The sequence below is a fragment of the Leucobacter rhizosphaerae genome, assembly GCF_022919175.1.
Classification (GTDB): domain Bacteria; phylum Actinomycetota; class Actinomycetes; order Actinomycetales; family Microbacteriaceae; genus Leucobacter; species Leucobacter rhizosphaerae.
Map to the genome: position 1 here is coordinate 1,020,545 of NZ_CP095043.1, position 16,538 is coordinate 1,037,082.

Genomic DNA, 16,538 nt, shown 5'->3' on the forward strand with positions numbered 1-16,538 from the left:
GGAGGGGACCCATTCGGACTCGAAGCGGAGGACCCATGCTTACCTACGACAGCCTGCTCGCTGCCATCACGCCGACCAGCGGAGAGACGCGGGAGGTGTTCGATCCCGCAACCGGTGCGCTCATCGGCACCGCCCCCCTCGAGGACGTGGCCGCGCTCGAGGTCGCACTCGACCAGGCCACGGCCGCGCAGCCGGCATGGGCGGCGCTCAGCGACGACGAGCGCAAGGCGTATCTGCACCGCGCGGCCGACGCGATCGACGCCTCCGCCGAGGCGCTCGCCGAGCTCCTGTCGCGCGAGCAGGGCAAGCCGCTGAACGGCCCGAACGCACGCTTCGAGGTGGGCGGCTCGTCCGTGTGGACCCGCTCCGCGGCCGACACCCCCCTCCCCGTCGAGGTGCTCGTCGACGACGAGTCCGGCTACGCGGAGATGCACTACCGACCGCTCGGCGTGGTCGGGGCGATCTCGCCCTGGAACTGGCCGATGATGATCTCGATCTGGCAGATCGCGCCGTCGCTGCGCATGGGCAACACCGTCGTGATCAAGCCCGCCGAGACGACCACCCTCTCGGTGCTCGCGCTCGTGACGGTGATGAACCAGGTGCTCCCCGAGGGGGTCCTCAACATCGTCTCCGGGCCCGGCAGCACCGTCGGCGACGCGCTCACCCGCAGCCCGAAGGTCGGCAAGATCATGTTCACCGGCTCCACGCCGGTGGGCAAGCGCATCATCGAGGCATCGGCCAACAACGTCACCCGTCTCACTCTCGAGCTCGGCGGCAACGACGCCGGGATCGTGCTGCCCGACGTCGATCCGGCGGCGATCGCGGAAGGCCTGTTCTGGGGTGCCTTCATCAACACCGGGCAGACCTGCGCCGCCCTCAAGCGCCTGTACGTCCACGACTCCGTCTACGACGCGGTCGTCGAGCACCTCGCCGAGTTCGCGAAGAACGTGCCGATGGGCGTGGGCCTCGACGAGCAGAACGTGCTCGGCCCGCTGCAGAATCGCGCGCAGTACGAGCTGGTCGACCGGCTCGTCGAGTCGGCGAAGGCCTCGGGTGCGCGCGTCGTGCTCGGCGGCAACCCGGATCACGAGGCCGTGGGCAACTTCTACCCCACGACGCTCATCGCGGACATCGACGCCCACAACGACCTGGTGCTCGAGGAGCAGTTCGGCCCGGCGCTGCCGATCATCCGCTACAGCGACATCGACGATGTGATCCGCCTGGCCAACGAGCTCGAGGTCGGGCTCGGGGCGTCCGTGTGGTCGTCGGATCGCGCGAAGGCGCTGGAGATCGTGCCGCGTCTGCAGGCGGGCACCGTGTGGATCAACTCGCACGGCGGGCTGCACCCGATGATCCCGTTCGGCGGCGCGAAGCAGTCGGGCTACGGGCGCGAGTTCGGCGTCGAGGGCCTGAAGGCGGTGGCCGAGCCGCAGGTGGTCAGCGGCTAGGCGCTGGGGGTCGGGGCGAGCGGATACGTTCCGCCCGAGAGGACACGATGCACACCATTGCTTCCGTGTCCGTTCGGGCGGAGCGTATCCGCTCAGCCGCGCAGTCAGCGTTGCTCTCGGCGTCGGAGCGTCCTCCACAGGCCGACGCGATGGTGTGGTTCAGCAGCTTCTCTCCACCCCTCATCGCTCCGGGGCCCGGGGATACGGTCGGACGGCGAGACTGGGATCGTGCAATCGAGACCTGTCCTTCCCCCGACGAACACCGTGTTTTCGCAGGGGCCAGGGGGCTTCGACCTTGCGCTGCGGTCGGCAGCGCAACTCCGAGACGCGGGCTGGTCCGCGCGGGCACTCGCAACCGCCGTGGAGCACGGGAAACTCGTTCGAGTCCATCGCGGCCTCTACGTGAGCGCCACCGAATGGAGCACCCTCAGCCCCAACGACCGACTCGTGGCGCGGGCCCGAGCGGTGAATCGCGCGGCCACCCGCGAGCCGCTTTTCACGCACACCTCCGCCGCCGCACTACTTGGACTTCCCCTCTTCGATGTGACAACCGACTCCACTCATGTCGCAAGTCCGGTGAACGGCCCCGGGCGTTCCAGCGGGGGTCTCATCAGGCATCGCTTCGACGTCCAGCCGGAAGACATCACATTCCGGCACCACCTCCGGTGCACGACCCCCGACCGCACCGTATTCGACCTCGCGCGATCAGCTCGGGCAGAAGCCGGTCTGAGCTGCGCCGATGCTGTGCTGCGAGCGCAATTCCGCACTCACCGCTCGATCGACCGGACCGGGATCGATGCCTGGCGAGCACAGATGCGCGAGCGAGTCAGCGAGTCCGCAGGCACCCGTGGCTTGCACACCCTGCGACGTGTGGTCGACCTCGCCGATCCGCGCGCCGACTCGGTTCTCGAGAGCATCAGCCGACTGCAGTTTCTGAGGCTGGGCTTCAACGTCGACATCCAGGTCCCGGTGCCTTCGCCGAGCGGCGGCCACTACTTCGTCGATTTCGAGCTCCTGGGTATCGGAGTACTCGGCGAGTGCGACGGGAGGAGCAAGTATCGGAGCCCGCTCCTTCGCAACGGTGAGAGCGCCGAGGAGGTCGTGTATCGGGAAAAGCGGCGTCATGACTGGATCTGCGGGACCACCGGGAAACGAATGATCCGTTGGGGGTTCGCAGAAGCCACCACCCCAACTCGAATGGCTCGCATGCTGACCGCCTACGGAATTGCCATCCCAGGCGGGCCCAGCCGCTGACTATGCTGACCCTATGACTCCGACGTCCGACGACGTGCTCGCCTACCAGTCCCGCCTCGACCCCGAGGCCCTCCCGATCTGCGAGCGGCTGCTCGGGATCATCGAAGCGGCGCTGCCGGACGCCGAGAACAAGGTGTGGCACGCGCACCCAGTATGGTTCTTCGACGGCAACCCCGTGGTCGGGTACGACCGGCTCACAGCATCCGTGCGGCTACTGTTCTGGAGCGGGCAGTCCTTCGCCGAACCGGGTCTGGCCGCGGAGGGCAGTTTCCGCGCCGCCGAGATCCGGTACACGGACCCCGAGCAGATCGACCCCGAGCAGGTGCGCCGCTGGCTCGCCGAGGCGCGCAGCGTGCAGTGGAACTACCGCGACATCCGGAAGAACCGCGGACTCGTGCCACTCGTCGGGGTCACCGACGAGGCCCCGTAGGGCTGAGACTCGGGCCGAGGCTCAGGCCCGAACTGAGGCTCAGGCTCGGTCTGGGACTCCGCCCCCGCGCGACGCGACTACCAGCGCGGCTTGCGCGGTCCGCGGTCGTCCCGGCCGCCGCGGTTGTCGCCGCGGAAATCCCCGCGGTCGTCGCGGCCGCCCCGGGAATCGCGTCCGCCGCGATCGTCGCGCCCGCCCTGGTACCCGCCACGATCGTCGCGGTTCCAGCGCCCCTGGCCCGATCCCGAGTTGCCGCGGTCGTTGGAGCCGCGATCATTCGACCCGCGGTCGTTCGAGCCCCAGCGATCGCCGCCGCGGCCACCGCCGCGAGCGTCACGATCACCGCGGTAGCCCCCGCGGTCACCGCCGCGGTACCCGCCGCCATCGCGATCTCCGCGGTACCCGCCATCACGCTCGCCGCGGTACCCGCCACGATCGCCGCCGCCACGCCGGTCGGAGCCGCGATCCCCGCGGGGCTCCCAGCTCTTGCCGCCGCGCGATCCGCCCGTGTCCGGGCGCAGCTCGATGAGCTTGCCGCTGATGCGGGTCTGCTCGAGCGCCGAGAGCGCAGAGGGCGACAGGTTCGCCGGCAGCTCGACGAGCGAGAAATCGTCGCGCACCTGGATCCGACCGAAGTCGTCGCGGGTGAGCCCGCCCTCGTTCGCGATCGCCCCGATGATCTGCCCGGGCTGCACCTTCTGGCGCCGACCGACCTCGATCCGGTACATCTGCAGGTCGGTGCGACGCTCTCCGCGGGGTGCGCGCTCGGGGCGATCATCGCGTCCACCGCGGTCGTTGTCCTCGAGGAACCGGGCGGCCTGCGCGCGGTCGCGCTCGAACTTGCGGTCATCCGACTCGTCGAGCAACAGGGGCGTGTTGCCCTGGGCCACCACCGCGAGCGCGGCGGCGACGTCGGCCTCCGGCACGTTGTGGTGGCGCACGTAGTGGTCGATGATGTCGCGGAAGCGATCGATCCGCGCGGTCTCGTCGAGCGCCGCGGTGATCTCGTCGTCGAAGCGGGAGAGCCGGGTCGCGTTGACCTCCTCGACGCCGGGGAGCGGCATCTGCGTGAGCGGCTGCTTCGTCGCCTTCTCGATCGACTTCAGCATGCGGCGCTCGCGCGGGGTGACGAAGCTGATCGCGTCGCCGGTGCGCCCTGCTCGGCCGGTGCGGCCGATGCGGTGCACGTACGACTCGGTGTCGATCGGCAGGTCGTAGTTGATGACGTGGCTGATGCGCTCGACGTCGAGGCCGCGCGCGGCGACGTCCGTGGCGACGAGGATGTCGAGCTTGCCGTCCTTCAGCGCCTGCACGGTGCGCTCGCGCTGCGCCTGCTGCACATCGCCGCTGATCGCGGCCGCGGAGTACCCGCGTGCGCGCAGCTTCTCCGCGACCTGCTCGGTGTCGTTGCGCGTGCGGGTGAAGACGATGAGCCCGTCGAAGTCCTCGACCTCGAGGATGCGGGTGAGCGCGTCCACCTTCTGTGTGTAGGACACGACGATGTAGCGCTGCGTGATCGTCGAGCTCGTCTGGGTCTTGCCCTGGATCTTGATCTCGTTCGGATCGTTCAGGTACTGCTGCGAGATGCGGCGGATCTGCGCCGGCATCGTCGCGGAGAAGAGGGCGACCTGCTTCTCCTCCGGGGTGTCGGCGAGGATCGTCTCGACGTCCTCGGCGAAGCCCATCTTGAGCATCTCGTCGGCCTCGTCGAGCACCAGGTACTTGATCTGGCTGAGGTCGAGCGAGCCGCGCTTCATGTGGTCCATGATGCGACCGGGGGTACCGACCACGATGTCCACGCCGCGGCGCAGCGCGGAGAGCTGCTGCCCGTACGCCTGCCCGCCGTAGACCGGCAGCAGGTGCACCTCGGGCAGGTGCGCGGCGTAGCTCTCGAACGCCTCGCAGACCTGGAGCGCGAGCTCGCGGGTGGGGGCCAGCACGAGGGCCTGAGGCGACCCCGAGCCGGGCTGGAGGCGCGACAGGATCGGCAGCGCGAACGCCGCGGTCTTGCCGGTGCCGGTCTGCGCGAGGCCGACGACGTCGCGCCCCTCGAGCAGGGTCGGGATCGTGGCTTCCTGAATAGCGGAGGGCGTCTCGTAGCCGAGCCCCTTCACGGCGCGAAGAATCGGCTCACTCAGGCCTAGGTCGTCGAATGTGGTGCGCTCACCCTCGGATTCGATGGGAGCTGCGGTCTCGCCGGCCTCGGTGGGCTCGGCGTTCTCAGAAGAGGTCATTAGTGTATTCTACCTCACCGGCCTCCCCCGTCAGTCGCGGAGCGAGAGCCACGCGGCGCGGCGCTCGGCCTGCCGAATCGGGTCCGCAACCGGCGACGCCGCGAGCAGCCGTCGGCTGTAGGCGTGCTCCGGATCGCGCGTCACCTGCTCCCCGTCGCCGACCTCGACAAGCCTGCCCCGGTACATCACCGCCACGCGGTGGCAGATCCGGCGCACGACCCCGAGATCGTGCGAGACGAAGAGGTACGAGACCCCGGTGTCGCGCTGCAGTTCGATGAGCAGGTCGAGCACCGTCGACTGCGTCGTCAGGTCGAGCGCGCTCACGGGCTCGTCGCAGATGATCAGGCGTGGCTTGCGGACCAGCGCTCGTGCGATCGCGATGCGCTGCCGCTGCCCGCCCGAGAACTCGCTCGGGTACCGGTCGATCACCGAGCCGGGCAGATTCACGCGCTCGAGCATCTCCCCCACGATGCGCCTCGCCTCGGCCCGGCCCGTTCCGGTGGTACTGAGCGGTTCCGCGAGGATGTCCCCGATCGTCATCATCGGGTTCAGCGAGCCGTAGGGATCCTGGAACACGACCTGGATATCGGCCGCAAGTGCACGGCGGGCACGGCCGGAGAGCCGTGTGATGTCGCGCCCGTCGAACGTGATGCGACCGCTCGCCACGGGCACCAGCCCGAGGATGGCCTTGCCGAGGGTCGACTTGCCCGATCCCGACTCCCCGACGAGGCCGACGCACTCGCCGTCGCCGACCTCCAGCGAGACCTCGTGGAGCACGCGGTGCGGCGCACGGCGTGCCCCGTACTCGACGACGACGTCTTCGGCCTGCAGCAGCGGGGTGTGCGCGCTCATGCGTGTACCTCCTGGGCATCGAGTTCGCTGCGGCTCTCGGCGCCGTCGAGCGAGGCGGCGATGAGCTCGCGGGTGTAGGGGTGTTCGGCGTGGGCGAAGATCGGTGCGACGTCGTCGATCTCGACGATGGATCCCGACCGCATCACCACCACCCGATCGCAGAGGTCGGCGACGACGCCGAAGTTGTGGGTGACGATGACGAGCGCCATGCCGTCCTCCCGCTGCAGTTCCCGCAGCAGCTCGAGCACCTCCGCCTGCACGGTCACGTCGAGGGCTGTCGTCGGTTCGTCGGCGACGAGCACCGAGGGACGACCCGCTATCGCGCCGGCGATGAGCACGCGCTGCGCCATACCGCCGGAGAGTTCGTGCGGATACGACCGCATGGTCCGCGCGGGATCGGCGATCCCCACCCGCTCCAGCATCTCGAGTGCGCGCGTGCGCGCCTCGGCCTTCCGCATGCCGTGCACGGCGCGCAGCGGCTCGATGAGCTGATACCCGATCGTGTAGGAGGGGTCGAGGTTCGTCATCGGTTCCTGCGGGATGTACCCGATCTCGTGCCCGAGGAGCCGGGCGCGATCCGCCCGCGACAGCCGGGTGACGTCCTCGCCGCCGATCCAGATCGCGTCCGCGGTCGAGGTGCCGGATCGCGGCAGCAGATCGAGCATCGAGAACACCGTCTGCGACTTGCCGGATCCCGACTCGCCCACGATCCCGAGCACCTCGCCCGGGGCGACGTCGAGGGTGATCCCGTGCACCACCTCCACCTCGCCGTCCGCCGTCTCGTAGGTGACCCGCAGGTTCTCCAATCGGACCGCGGAGTCGACGGCGGCGACCGAGATCGACCCGGTGGTGGTGGTGGTGGCCCCGATCGGGCCGGGAGCGGCGCCTGCGGCGGCGTGGGCCGCGGCGATCCGGCGCTTCTCGCGCCGCGACAGGGTCACGGTCTTCACGCTGATGACGTCGGCGAGCGTCGACCCGAGCACCGCCAGCGCGGCGATCGTGATGCCGAGCGCGAGCGACGGCCACAGGAGCAGCAGCGGATCGGTGCGCATCACGCGGAAGCCCTCGTTCATCGCGGCGCCCCACCCGGGGGTGGTCCCGCCGCCGATGCCGAGGAACTGCAGTCCGGCCTGCATCCCCATCGCCATTCCCGCGGTGAGCGCGGTCTGGATCACGATCGGTGCGATCACCGTGCGGATCACGTGGCGCCCCATGATCCGGGCGTTCGTCAGTCCGGCGACGCGCGCCGCGTCGATGTACGCCTCGTTCCGCACCGACAGCACGGTCGAGCGGGTGAGCCGGAAGTACCCGGGGGCCATGAACACGCCGACCGTGATCATGAGCAGGGTGAACTCGTTGCGGGTGCTCGCGGCGACGATGAGCAGGATGATCATGCCGGGCACCGCCTGGAGCGCGTCGCTGATCCAGGTGCCGATGCGATCCACCGCGCCCCCGGTGTACCCGGCGGCGAGCCCCGAGGGCACCCCGAGCACCACCGCGGTCGCGATCGCGACGAGCGCTCCCCAGAGGGTGATCTGCGTACCCCAGATGAGACGGCTCAGCACGTCGCGGCCGCTCGTGTCGCCCCCGAGCGGGTGCTCGGGGCTCGGCAGCGCGCGGGTCAGCGACAGATCGACGGCGTTCGGGTCCATCGGCGACAGCCACGGCGCGAGCACCGCGATCAGCACGATGAGCACGAGCAGCGCACTCGAGATGGCCCCGGCCGGGCGGCGCAGGAACCGGGCGAGCGTGGAGCGCCGCGTTGAGGAGCGAGGGTCGACGGCACCGGCCACGGAACCGGTGACGGAGTCGGTGATCGGAGCGGTCATTGCACACGAGCCTTCGGATTGATCCAGCCGAGCAGGATGTCGAGCAGGAAGTTCACGATGACGACGAACACCACGGTGATCACCGTGATCCCGAGCAGCATCGGGATGTCGCCGTTCTGCGAGGAGCCCTGCGTCAGGGCGCCGATGCCGGGGAGGGCGAAGATCTGCTCGACGACGATCGCCCCGGACAGCAGCCCCACGAACATGAGCGCGAGCACCGTGAGCGAGGCCGGTGCGGCGTTGCGCAGCAGGTGCGCGACGATGCGCCACGGCGGCAGGCCCCGGCTGCGGAGCGTGCGCACGTAGTCCTGCCGGTCGGCCTGGATGATCGCGTTGCGCAGCTGCTCGGCGATCATCACGATCGCACCGAGCGCCAGGGCGATCGCGGGCAGCGTGATCGACTGGATCCAGCCCCCGACGGACTGCGCGGGCGGCGTGTAGCCCACCGCGGGGAACCACTTGAGCTGCACCGCGAAGAGCATGACGAGCACCAGCGCGACCCAGAACCCGGGGAGCGCGAACAGGATCACGGCCCCCGCTTTCACGAGGCGGTCGATCCAGGTGTTCGGCCGCAGCCCGGCGAGCACCCCGAGCACCCCGCCGAGCACGGCGGAGAGCAGGATGGCGACCGTCACCACCGACAGGGTCACCGGGAGCTTGGTGGCGATCTGCGCGGAAACGGGCTGGAAGTTGCGCCAGGACTCGCCGAAGTCGCCCTGCAGGAGCCGCAGGATCCACTCCCCGTACTGCACGAGCACGGGTCGGTCGGTGCCGATCTTCTGCGCGAGGGCCGCCTGGGCCTCCGGCGTCGCCGCGCTGCCGAGGAGCCCGAGGGTGGGATCCGGGATCGCCGCGTGCGCGAGGAAGAACGTGCCGGTCGCGACCGCGAAGAGCAGGATCACCCCCGAGAGGAGCCGCTTGAGTGTGAAGCTGAGCATCAGGTCTCCTGGTTGAGCTGGGACAGACGGGGAGGTGGGGCCGCGGGTGCGACCCCACCCTGAGGAGCTAGCCCGCGAGGTTGATGTGGCGCAGCGTCGGGAACATCATCCCGATCACCGGCGTCACCGTGAACTCGGCCGTCGACACGTAGGAGTTGTTCGACTGGTACCAGACGTCGAACCACGCCTCATTCGTGATCATCTCGTTGAGGGTCTCGATCTCCTGGGTCTGGGCGTCGCCGGGATCGGCCGCGAAGACCTTGTCGGTCTGCGCCTGGATCTCGGGGAAGCTGTCGAGGCCGGTCGTCGGGTTGTACCACTGGGGCTTCGCAATCTGCCGCTCCACCGTGGCGACCGCGTTGCCGTCCATCGAGATCACCCCGACGAACATCGGATAGGTCGGCGCGTTGGCCATGTAGTCCATGAACTGGTACTCGTCCCAGGTGACGGTGATCCCGAGCTCGTCGAAGACCTGCTCGACCGAGGCCTGGTAGGGCTGGAAGGGCGGCGCCATCGGCATCTTCACCGCGAAGCCGTCGGGGTAGCCGGCGTCGGCCAGCATCTGCTTCGCCGTCTCGATGTCCGGAGCGAAGAGGTCGTTCAGCTCGGGCAGGTTTCCGGTCGTGTCGGCCGGGAACACCTGGTTCGTCGCGGCCCCGTTGTCCTGGCCGATCGCCTGGAGCATCTCGGGCCCGTTGAAGGCGTGATTCAGGGCCTGGCGCACCCGCACGTCGCCGAGGGGCGTGCCCATCTCCGTGGCGCCGGCCCGATCGGTGAACTGCAACCCGACCCAGGCGGCGAGCCCGGAGCTCACGTTCCATCCCGAGTCGGCGGCCATGTCGATCGCCGTCTGGTCGCCGTAGATGACGTTGAACTGGCCGCCCTCCATGCCGTTGAGCATGGCGGTGGGGTCGCTGAGCGGCGAGACCACGAGCGGGTCGAAGGGGAACGCCGCCGCGTCCCAGTGGTCGGCGACCTTGTCGAAGTGGTACTCCGCACCCGGCACCGTGGCGTCGCCCAGGGTGTAGGGCCCGGAGCCGACCGGTGCGGTCGCGAGGCTGCCATCGGCGATCGCGGCCGGGGCCATCATGTAGCTCCGTCCGAGGCCCATGAAGTAGAGGATCGTGTCGTCGCGCTCGGTGAGGTGGATCGCGATCGTGTCCTCGTCGACGGCCTCGAAGCTCTCGACCTTCTGGTAGGCCTCCTGTGAGCGGACACCGGCCTTGAGGTAGTCGAGGCTCTGCACGGCGGCCGCGGCGTCGAAGGCCTCACCGTTCGAGAAGACCGCGTCGGTGCGGAGATCCATCGTGATCGTGGTGAAGTCGTCGGAGACCTCCCACGCGGTGGCGAGCGCGGGCTGGGGCACACCGTCGCCGTCGACCACAACGAGCGGGTCGTAGACCGCCGACAGGTAGGGGCCGTCGAAGCCGATGTCGGCGAGCGCGGGATCCCACGACGTGACGTCGAGGAAGTTGCCGATGTTGAGGGGGACGTTGCCCTCGGGTGCGTCGCCGCCCCCGGCGGACCCGCCGGCCGAGCAGGCGGTGAGGGCGAGAGCCGCGGCGGCGACCGCCGCGAGCCCCGTCAGAGTGTGCTTCATCATGTGGTGTTCTCCCGGTCTTCGGACCTGTTGATTGGGTGACGCTTCGTTGCTGATCCACGCGCATTCCGGGCGGAACGCGTGCGTTCCCCGGAGTGAGGTTGGACGCCACATCGGTGTGCCGTCGGTTTCATTCTACGCACGTTGACAAAAAAAACAAGTCGAATTCGGCGCCGGGAATTGACGCGATTGGGCCTGGCGCGCGGCCCCCGGAATCGTATACGATCTGAGCACGACCGCAGGAACTTGGAGGCCACGTGCTCGATCAGACGACCATTGAATCCATCGCCGACGAACTGGTGCAGGCGGACCTCGACCGCGCCGTGCTGCCCAAGCTCACCGCGAGATACCCCGGCATGGTGATCGAGGACTCGTACGCCATCCAGAAGGTCTGGTCCGATCGCCGGATCGCCGCGGGCGCCCGCCTGGTCGGCCACAAGATCGGGCTGACCTCGAAGGTCATGCAGCTCGCGACGGGCATCTCCGAGCCCGACTACGGCGTGATCCACGACGACATGGTCTACGAGTCGGGCTCGGTGCTCGAGTTCGACCGCTACTCCAACGTGCGCATCGAGGTCGAGCTGGCGTTTGTGCTCGCGAAGCCCCTCACCGGCCCGAACGTGACGATCTTCGACGTGCTCGACGCGACGGCCTACGTCGTGCCGGCACTGGAGATCCTGAACTCCCACCTCGAGCTCGAGGGGCGCACGATCGTGGACACGATCAGCGACAACGCCGCCATGGGCGCGATGGTCGTCGGCGGGCGGCCGGTGAAGGTCGACGAGACGGACCTCACTTGGGCCTCGGCGCTGCTCTACCGCAACGAGACCATCGAGGACTCGGGAGTCGCCGGTGCGATCCTCGGCCACCCCGCCCTCGGCGTCGTGTGGCTCGCGAACAAGCTCGCCCAGCACGGCCAGACGCTGGAGGCGGGCGAGATCATCCTCGCGGGCTCGTTCACGAAGCCGATGTGGGTGCAGCGCGGCGACACCGTGCACGCGGACTACAACGGGCTGGGGTCGGTGACATGCCGATTCGTCTAGACCTGCCCCCCACGCTCCGCGAGCGCCTCGACACCGCGGACCGCCCGCTGATCGGCCTGTGGGCGTGCGCCGGCAGCCCGATCACCGCGGAGATCGTCGCGGGCAGCGGCTGCGACTGGGTGCTGCTCGACGCCGAGCACTCCCCCAACGGCCTCGAATCGGTGCTGGCGCAGCTCTACGCGATGTCGGCGTATCCCGTCGCTCCGCTCGTGCGTCCGCCGTCCGGCGACACCGTGACCATCAAGCAGTTCCTCGACCTCGGCGCGCAGAACCTGCTCATCCCGATGGTGGACTCGGCCGCGCAGGCCGCGGAGATCGTGCGGGCGGTGCGCTACCCCGACGGCGCGGGCGGCGGCGCTCGCGGGGTCGGATCGGCGCTCGCCCGCTCCGCCCGCTGGAATCGGGTCGAGGGCTACCTCGGCCGCGCCGGGGGGACGATCAGCCTGACCGTGCAGATCGAGTCCGCGGCCGCGGTCGCCGAGGTCGAGGAGATCCTCGCGGTCGACGGCGTCGACGCGATCTTCGTGGGCCCCTCGGACCTCGCGGCGTCCATGGGATACCTGGGTCAGCAGAGCCACCCCGAGGTCGTGGCGGGCGTGCTGCGCGCGATCCGCGCGGCGACCGATGCGGGGAAGCCCGTCGGGGTGAACGCGTTCGTGGCGGCCGACGCGGATCGCTACATCGACGCCGGTGCGAGCTTCGTCGCCGTGGGCGCGGATGTCGCGATCCTCGCCCGTCAGACCGAGGCGCTCGTCGATCGCTTCGCGGCGCGGGCGGCGGGCCAGGATCCCGCAGCGGGTGCGGCTGCTGCCGCATCCGGATCCACCCCTCGAGCGAGCTACTAGAGCTCCCCAGATCGTGGCGGGGTCACTCGTGAGGGGTTGCGAGCGCAAAACACTCCACCAGAGTGACCCCGCAACCCTGCAGCGAGGTCGGGATCAGCGCGGTCGGGATCAGCGCGGCCGCTCGCATCGCACTTCTCAAATTCCATCAAATCGTATACGATAAGAAATACAACGACCGGCGAGGGAGCTATGACGTACGGAATCGACACCCCAGGCAAGATCATCGCGGTGCACCTCAACTACCCGTCGCGCATGCAGCAGCGCGGACGTACCCCGGCGCAGCCGTCCTACTTCTTCAAGCCGGCGTCGTCGCTCGCCCCGACGGGCGGCACCATCGAGCGCCCCGCCGGCACCGAACTGCTCGCCTTCGAGGGTGAGATCGCCCTCGTCATCGGCACCCCCGCGCGCCACGTCTCCCCCGAGGACGGCTGGTCCCACGTCGCGCAGGTGACCGCGGCGAACGACTTCGGCGTCTACGATCTCCGCGCCGCCGACAAGGGATCCAACGTCCGCAACAAGGGCGGTGACGGATTCACGCCGATCGGCCCCGCCGCGATCCCGACCGAGGGCCTGGGCGAGGGCGACTGGCGCGTCCGCACCTGGGTCAACGGCCAGCTGGTGCAGGACGACACGAGCGACACGCTCGCGTTCCCGTTCGGCCGGCTCGTCGCCGACCTGTCGCAGCACATGACCCTCGAGACCGGCGACGTGATCCTCACCGGCACCCCGGCGGGCTCCTCGGTCGTACTCCCCGGCGACGTCGTCGAGGTCGAGGTCGACGCGCCGCAGGCACCCGGCGCCCCGACCACGGGCCGCCTCGTCACGACGGTGACGCAGGGCACCGTGCCGTTCGGCGACTTCGGCACGAAGCCGAAGACCGACGACCTGCAGCGCATCGAGGCCTGGGGCAGCGAGCAGGAGCACGCCGAGGCCGTGGCGGCGGGTCGCGCCAGTCGCTTAGAGGAGAACGCAGCGCGTTCGACTGCGACTGGCGGTGACGCCACCGCGTCAGTGCCGCTCGACGGCCTCGCCGAAGCGAGCGCTGACCCCGCAGCAGCCTCGCCGCTCACCCCAGAGATCCGCGCCCAGCTCGACGGGGTCGCGGTCGCCACCGTCTCCGCGGCGCTGCGCAAGCGCGGCTACGTCGACATCTTCATCGACGGCGTGCACCCGAACCACGACGGCGACACGATCCTCGGCACCGCGAAGACCCTCCGCTTCATCCCGTTCCGCCCGGACCTCTTCAAGGAGTACGCGGGCGGCTTCAACGCCCAGAAGCGGGCCTTCGACACCGTGAACGCGGGTGAGGTGCTCGTCGTCGAGGCGCGCGGGATCCCCTCCACCGGCACCGTCGGCGACGTGCTGGCCCTCCGCGCCCAGGTGCGCGGAGCCGCCGGGATCGTCACCGACGGCGGCGTGCGCGATTTCGCGGCGGTCGAGGAGTTTTCGATCCCGGTGTTCTCGCAGGGCGCGCACCCGAGTGTGCTCGGCCGCCGCCACGTGCCGTGGGAGACCGACGTCACGATCGCCTGCGGCGGCGCCGCGGTGCAGCCGGGCGACATCATCATGGGCGACCGCGACGGGGTGATCGTGATCCCGCCGTTCCTGCTCGCGGAGGTCGCGGCAGAGGCGGCCGCCCAGGAGCGGGCCGACGCCTGGGTCGCCGCGCAGGTCGCGAACGGCGCGGCCGTTGACGGACTCTTCCCCATGAACGCCGAGTGGCGCGCGCGCTACGAGGCCGAGACCGCGGGCGGGCAGGCCTGACCATGAGCGTCGAGTCCAAGTCGGAGCAGGCGTACCGCCTGATCCGCGGCCGCATCGACGACGGGCAGTACGTGCCCGGGTACCGCCTCGTGCTCGCGCCGATCGCGAACGAGCTCGGCATGTCAGTCGTACCGGTGCGCGAGGCGATCCGGCGCCTGGAGGCCGAGCAGCTCGTCACCTTCGAGCGCAACGTCGGCGCCCAGGTCGCTCTCATCAAGGAGACCGAGTACCTGCACACCATGCAGACGCTCGCGCTCGTCGAGGGCGCCGCGACGGCACTCGCCGCCCCCGATATCTCCGAGGATCAGATCCGGCGGGCGCGCGCGGTCAACCAGACCATGCGCGAGACCCTCGACGCGTTCGATCCGCAGCGCTTCACTGCCCTCAACCTCGAGTTCCACAGCGTGCTCTTCGAGAGCTGCCCGAATCCGCACATCCTCGATCTCGTCCACCGCGGCTGGAATCGCATGAAGGTCCTCCGCAATTCCTCGTTCAGCTTCGTCCCGGGGCGTGCGCAGGAGTCGGTCGACGAGCACGAGCGGATCCTCGATCTCATCGAGCGCCGCGCGCCGGTCGCCGAGATCGAGTCCGTTGCCCGCGCGCACCGCACCGCGACGCTCGATGCGGTGCTCGCCTACTCCGACGAGCACCGGCACGGCGACGCGCACCAGCACGGCGAGGCGCACCGCAGCACCGCCGCCTGACCCCGCTCGAACCCCCGCCCACAGCCCCCCCGAACACTTCGCACCACCACTCACACCACAGGGAGAGAATCATGACGCACGAGAAGCCTGCCGGCCTGCCCGACAAGATCCAGCTCTTCATCGACGGCGCGTTCGTCGACGCCCAGGACGGCGCCGAGTTCGACGTCATCGAGCCCGTTTCGAACGAGGTCTACATCACGGCCGCCTCGGCCGGCAAGGCCGACGTCGACCTCGCCGTCGCCGCCGCGAAGCGCGCCTTCGACGAGGGCCCCTGGCCGAAGATGCTCCCGCGCGAACGCTCACGGATCCTGCACAAGGTCGCCGACATCGTCGAGTCCCGCGATGAGCAGCTCGCACTGATCGAGAGCTGGGACTCGGGCCTGCCGATCACCCAGGCCAAGGGCCAGGCGCGCCGCGCGGCCGAGAACTTCCGCTTCTTCGCCGATCTCATCGTCGCCGAGCACGACAACGTCACGAAGGTGCCGGGTCGTCAGATCAACTACGTGAACCGCAAGCCCAAGGGCGTCGCCGGCCTCATCACACCGTGGAACGTGCCGTTCATGCAGGAGTCCTGGAAGCTCGCCCCGGCGATCGCGACCGGCAACACCGTCGTGCTGAAGCCCGCGAGCTACACCCCGCTCTCGGCGGCCCTGTGGCCCGAGATCTTCCGCGAGGCCGGCGTGCCCGACGGCGTCTTCAACCTGATCCTCGGCTCCGGCGGCGTCGCGGGTGACGCGCTCGTGAAGCACCCGGACGTGCCGCTCATCTCGTTCACCGGCGACAGCTCGACCGGCGCGATGATCTCGACGAACGCCGCCCCCTTCCTCAAGGGCCTGTCGCTCGAGCTCGGCGGCAAGAGCCCATCGGTCGTCTTCGCCGATGCCGACCTCGAGGAGGCGCTCGACGCCACCGTGTTCAGCGTCTTCAGCCTGAACGGTGAGCGCTGCACCGCGGGCAGCCGCGTGCTCGTCGAGCGGTCGATCTACGACGACTTCGTGCAGCGGTACGCCGAGCGCGCGAAGAACATCGTGATCGGACTCCCCTCCGATCCCGCGACCGAGGTCGGCGCGCTCGTGCACCCGAGCCACTTCGAGAAGGTCATGAGCTACGTCGAGATCGGCAAGGGCGAGGGACGCCTGGTCGCCGGCGGCGGCCGCCCCGAGGGCTTCCCCGAGGGCAACTACGTCGCCCCGACCGTGTTCGCCGATGTCGCCCCCGATGCGCGGATCTTCCAGGAGGAGATCTTCGGACCGGTCGTCGCGATCACCCCGTTCGACACGGACGAGGAGGCGCTCGCGCTCGCGAACGACACGAAGTACGGCCTCGCCGCCTACGTCTGGACCTCGAACCTCAAGCGCGCGCACAACTTCGCGCACGGCATCGAGTCGGGCATGGTCTGGCTGAACTCGAACAACGTCCGGGATCTGCGCACGCCGTTCGGCGGCGTCAAGGCCTCCGGCCTCGGGCGCGAGGGCGGCTACCGCTCCGTCGACTTCTACACGACCGCGCAGTCGATCCAGATCACGCTCAACGAAGCCCACAGCCCCCGCTTCGGCGCCGGCACCCAGTAAGCCCTCGAGTCTGCAAGGAAGCATCA

General features: G+C 69.6%; 13 protein-coding genes and 1 pseudogene. 9 read left to right on the forward strand and 5 right to left on the reverse strand.

Going from position 1 to position 16,538, the window contains the following annotated elements:
- The first annotated feature begins 35 nt into the window (after positions 1-35).
- The 4 genes and pseudogenes from MUN76_RS04650 (at position 36) to MUN76_RS04660 (ending at position 3,132) form a co-directional block, all read left to right on the forward strand.
- Positions 36-1,448 carry an aldehyde dehydrogenase family protein gene (locus MUN76_RS04650; protein WP_244687577.1) on the forward strand — a complete coding sequence of 471 codons (1,413 nt, stop codon included), beginning with the start codon at positions 36-38 and terminating at the stop codon, positions 1,446-1,448.
- 264 nt (positions 1,449-1,712) lie between these two features.
- A pseudogene (locus MUN76_RS15605) lies at positions 1,713-1,844 on the forward strand (type IV toxin-antitoxin system AbiEi family antitoxin domain-containing protein); the annotation flags it as partial.
- 6 nt (positions 1,845-1,850) lie between these two features.
- Positions 1,851-2,702, forward strand: coding sequence for a hypothetical protein (locus MUN76_RS04655; protein ID WP_244687578.1), 852 nt, complete (start codon positions 1,851-1,853; stop codon positions 2,700-2,702).
- Between the two features lie 13 nt (positions 2,703-2,715).
- Positions 2,716-3,132, forward strand: a complete 417-nt coding sequence (locus MUN76_RS04660; protein WP_244687580.1) for a DUF1801 domain-containing protein — start codon at positions 2,716-2,718, stop codon at positions 3,130-3,132.
- Between the two features lie 77 nt (positions 3,133-3,209).
- Here the strand turns inward: MUN76_RS04660 and MUN76_RS04665 are convergent, their stop codons facing one another.
- The 5 genes from MUN76_RS04665 to MUN76_RS04685 all read right to left on the reverse strand — a co-directional run bounded on the left by MUN76_RS04665 (position 3,210) and on the right by MUN76_RS04685 (position 10,588).
- Positions 3,210-5,366, reverse strand: a complete 2,157-nt coding sequence (locus MUN76_RS04665; RefSeq protein WP_244687582.1) for a DEAD/DEAH box helicase — start codon at positions 5,364-5,366, stop codon at positions 3,210-3,212.
- 30 nt (positions 5,367-5,396) lie between these two features.
- Positions 5,397-6,218, reverse strand: coding sequence for an ABC transporter ATP-binding protein (locus MUN76_RS04670; RefSeq protein WP_244687584.1), 822 nt, complete (start codon positions 6,216-6,218; stop codon positions 5,397-5,399).
- Positions 6,215-8,047: a dipeptide/oligopeptide/nickel ABC transporter permease/ATP-binding protein gene (locus MUN76_RS04675; RefSeq protein ID WP_244687586.1), complete on the reverse strand. Its 1,833-nt coding sequence runs from the start codon at positions 8,045-8,047 to the stop codon at positions 6,215-6,217. Before MUN76_RS04675 ends, MUN76_RS04670 begins: the two co-directional genes overlap by 4 nt.
- Positions 8,044-8,985 (reverse strand): ABC transporter permease, encoded by a 942-nt coding sequence (locus MUN76_RS04680; RefSeq protein WP_244687588.1) that lies wholly within the window; start codon positions 8,983-8,985, stop codon positions 8,044-8,046. The genes MUN76_RS04675 and MUN76_RS04680 overlap by 4 nt, the downstream gene beginning before the upstream one ends.
- Before the next feature lie 67 nt (positions 8,986-9,052).
- Positions 9,053-10,588 carry an ABC transporter substrate-binding protein gene (locus tag MUN76_RS04685; protein WP_244687589.1) on the reverse strand — a complete coding sequence of 512 codons (1,536 nt, stop codon included), beginning with the start codon at positions 10,586-10,588 and terminating at the stop codon, positions 9,053-9,055.
- Between the two features lie 254 nt (positions 10,589-10,842).
- Here MUN76_RS04685 and MUN76_RS04690 point away from each other — a divergent pair, with 254 nt between their 5' ends.
- From MUN76_RS04690 to MUN76_RS04710, 5 genes are all read left to right on the forward strand, one after another.
- The gene (locus tag MUN76_RS04690; protein WP_244687591.1) at positions 10,843-11,628 is read left to right on the forward strand and encodes a fumarylacetoacetate hydrolase family protein; all 786 of its coding nucleotides are present in this window, start codon (positions 10,843-10,845) and stop codon (positions 11,626-11,628) included.
- A complete protein-coding gene (locus MUN76_RS04695) occupies positions 11,613-12,473 on the forward strand; it encodes an HpcH/HpaI aldolase family protein (protein WP_244687593.1) in 861 nt (286 codons plus the stop codon). Before MUN76_RS04690 ends, MUN76_RS04695 begins: the two co-directional genes overlap by 16 nt.
- 189 nt (positions 12,474-12,662) lie before the next feature.
- The gene (locus MUN76_RS04700) at positions 12,663-14,237 is read left to right on the forward strand and encodes a fumarylacetoacetate hydrolase family protein (protein ID WP_244687595.1); all 1,575 of its coding nucleotides are present in this window, start codon (positions 12,663-12,665) and stop codon (positions 14,235-14,237) included.
- Positions 14,238-14,239: 2 nt separating this feature from the next.
- Entirely contained in the window at positions 14,240-14,941 is a 702-nt protein-coding gene (locus MUN76_RS04705; RefSeq protein ID WP_244687596.1) for a GntR family transcriptional regulator, read from the forward strand.
- A gap of 71 nt (positions 14,942-15,012) precedes the next feature.
- The gene (locus tag MUN76_RS04710; protein ID WP_244687598.1) at positions 15,013-16,512 is read left to right on the forward strand and encodes an aldehyde dehydrogenase; all 1,500 of its coding nucleotides are present in this window, start codon (positions 15,013-15,015) and stop codon (positions 16,510-16,512) included.
- The last annotated feature ends 26 nt before the right edge of the window (positions 16,513-16,538 follow it).

Coding starts and splice junctions, on each gene's coding strand:
- MUN76_RS04695 (WP_244687593.1), top strand. CDS start 11,613: ATGCCGATTCGTCTAGACCTGCCCCCCACGCTCCGCGAGCGCCTCGAC.
- MUN76_RS04660 (WP_244687580.1), top strand. CDS start 2,716: ATGACTCCGACGTCCGACGACGTGCTCGCCTACCAGTCCCGCCTCGAC.
- MUN76_RS04670 (WP_244687584.1), bottom strand. CDS start 6,218: ATGAGCGCGCACACCCCGCTGCTGCAGGCCGAAGACGTCGTCGTCGAG.
- MUN76_RS04700 (WP_244687595.1), top strand. CDS start 12,663: ATGACGTACGGAATCGACACCCCAGGCAAGATCATCGCGGTGCACCTC.
- MUN76_RS04685 (WP_244687589.1), bottom strand. CDS start 10,588: ATGATGAAGCACACTCTGACGGGGCTCGCGGCGGTCGCCGCCGCGGCT.
- MUN76_RS04650 (WP_244687577.1), top strand. CDS start 36: ATGCTTACCTACGACAGCCTGCTCGCTGCCATCACGCCGACCAGCGGA.
- MUN76_RS04710 (WP_244687598.1), top strand. CDS start 15,013: ATGACGCACGAGAAGCCTGCCGGCCTGCCCGACAAGATCCAGCTCTTC.
- MUN76_RS04665 (WP_244687582.1), bottom strand. CDS start 5,366: ATGACCTCTTCTGAGAACGCCGAGCCCACCGAGGCCGGCGAGACCGCA.
- MUN76_RS04705 (WP_244687596.1), top strand. CDS start 14,240: ATGAGCGTCGAGTCCAAGTCGGAGCAGGCGTACCGCCTGATCCGCGGC.
- MUN76_RS04680 (WP_244687588.1), bottom strand. CDS start 8,985: ATGCTCAGCTTCACACTCAAGCGGCTCCTCTCGGGGGTGATCCTGCTC.
- MUN76_RS04675 (WP_244687586.1), bottom strand. CDS start 8,047: ATGACCGCTCCGATCACCGACTCCGTCACCGGTTCCGTGGCCGGTGCC.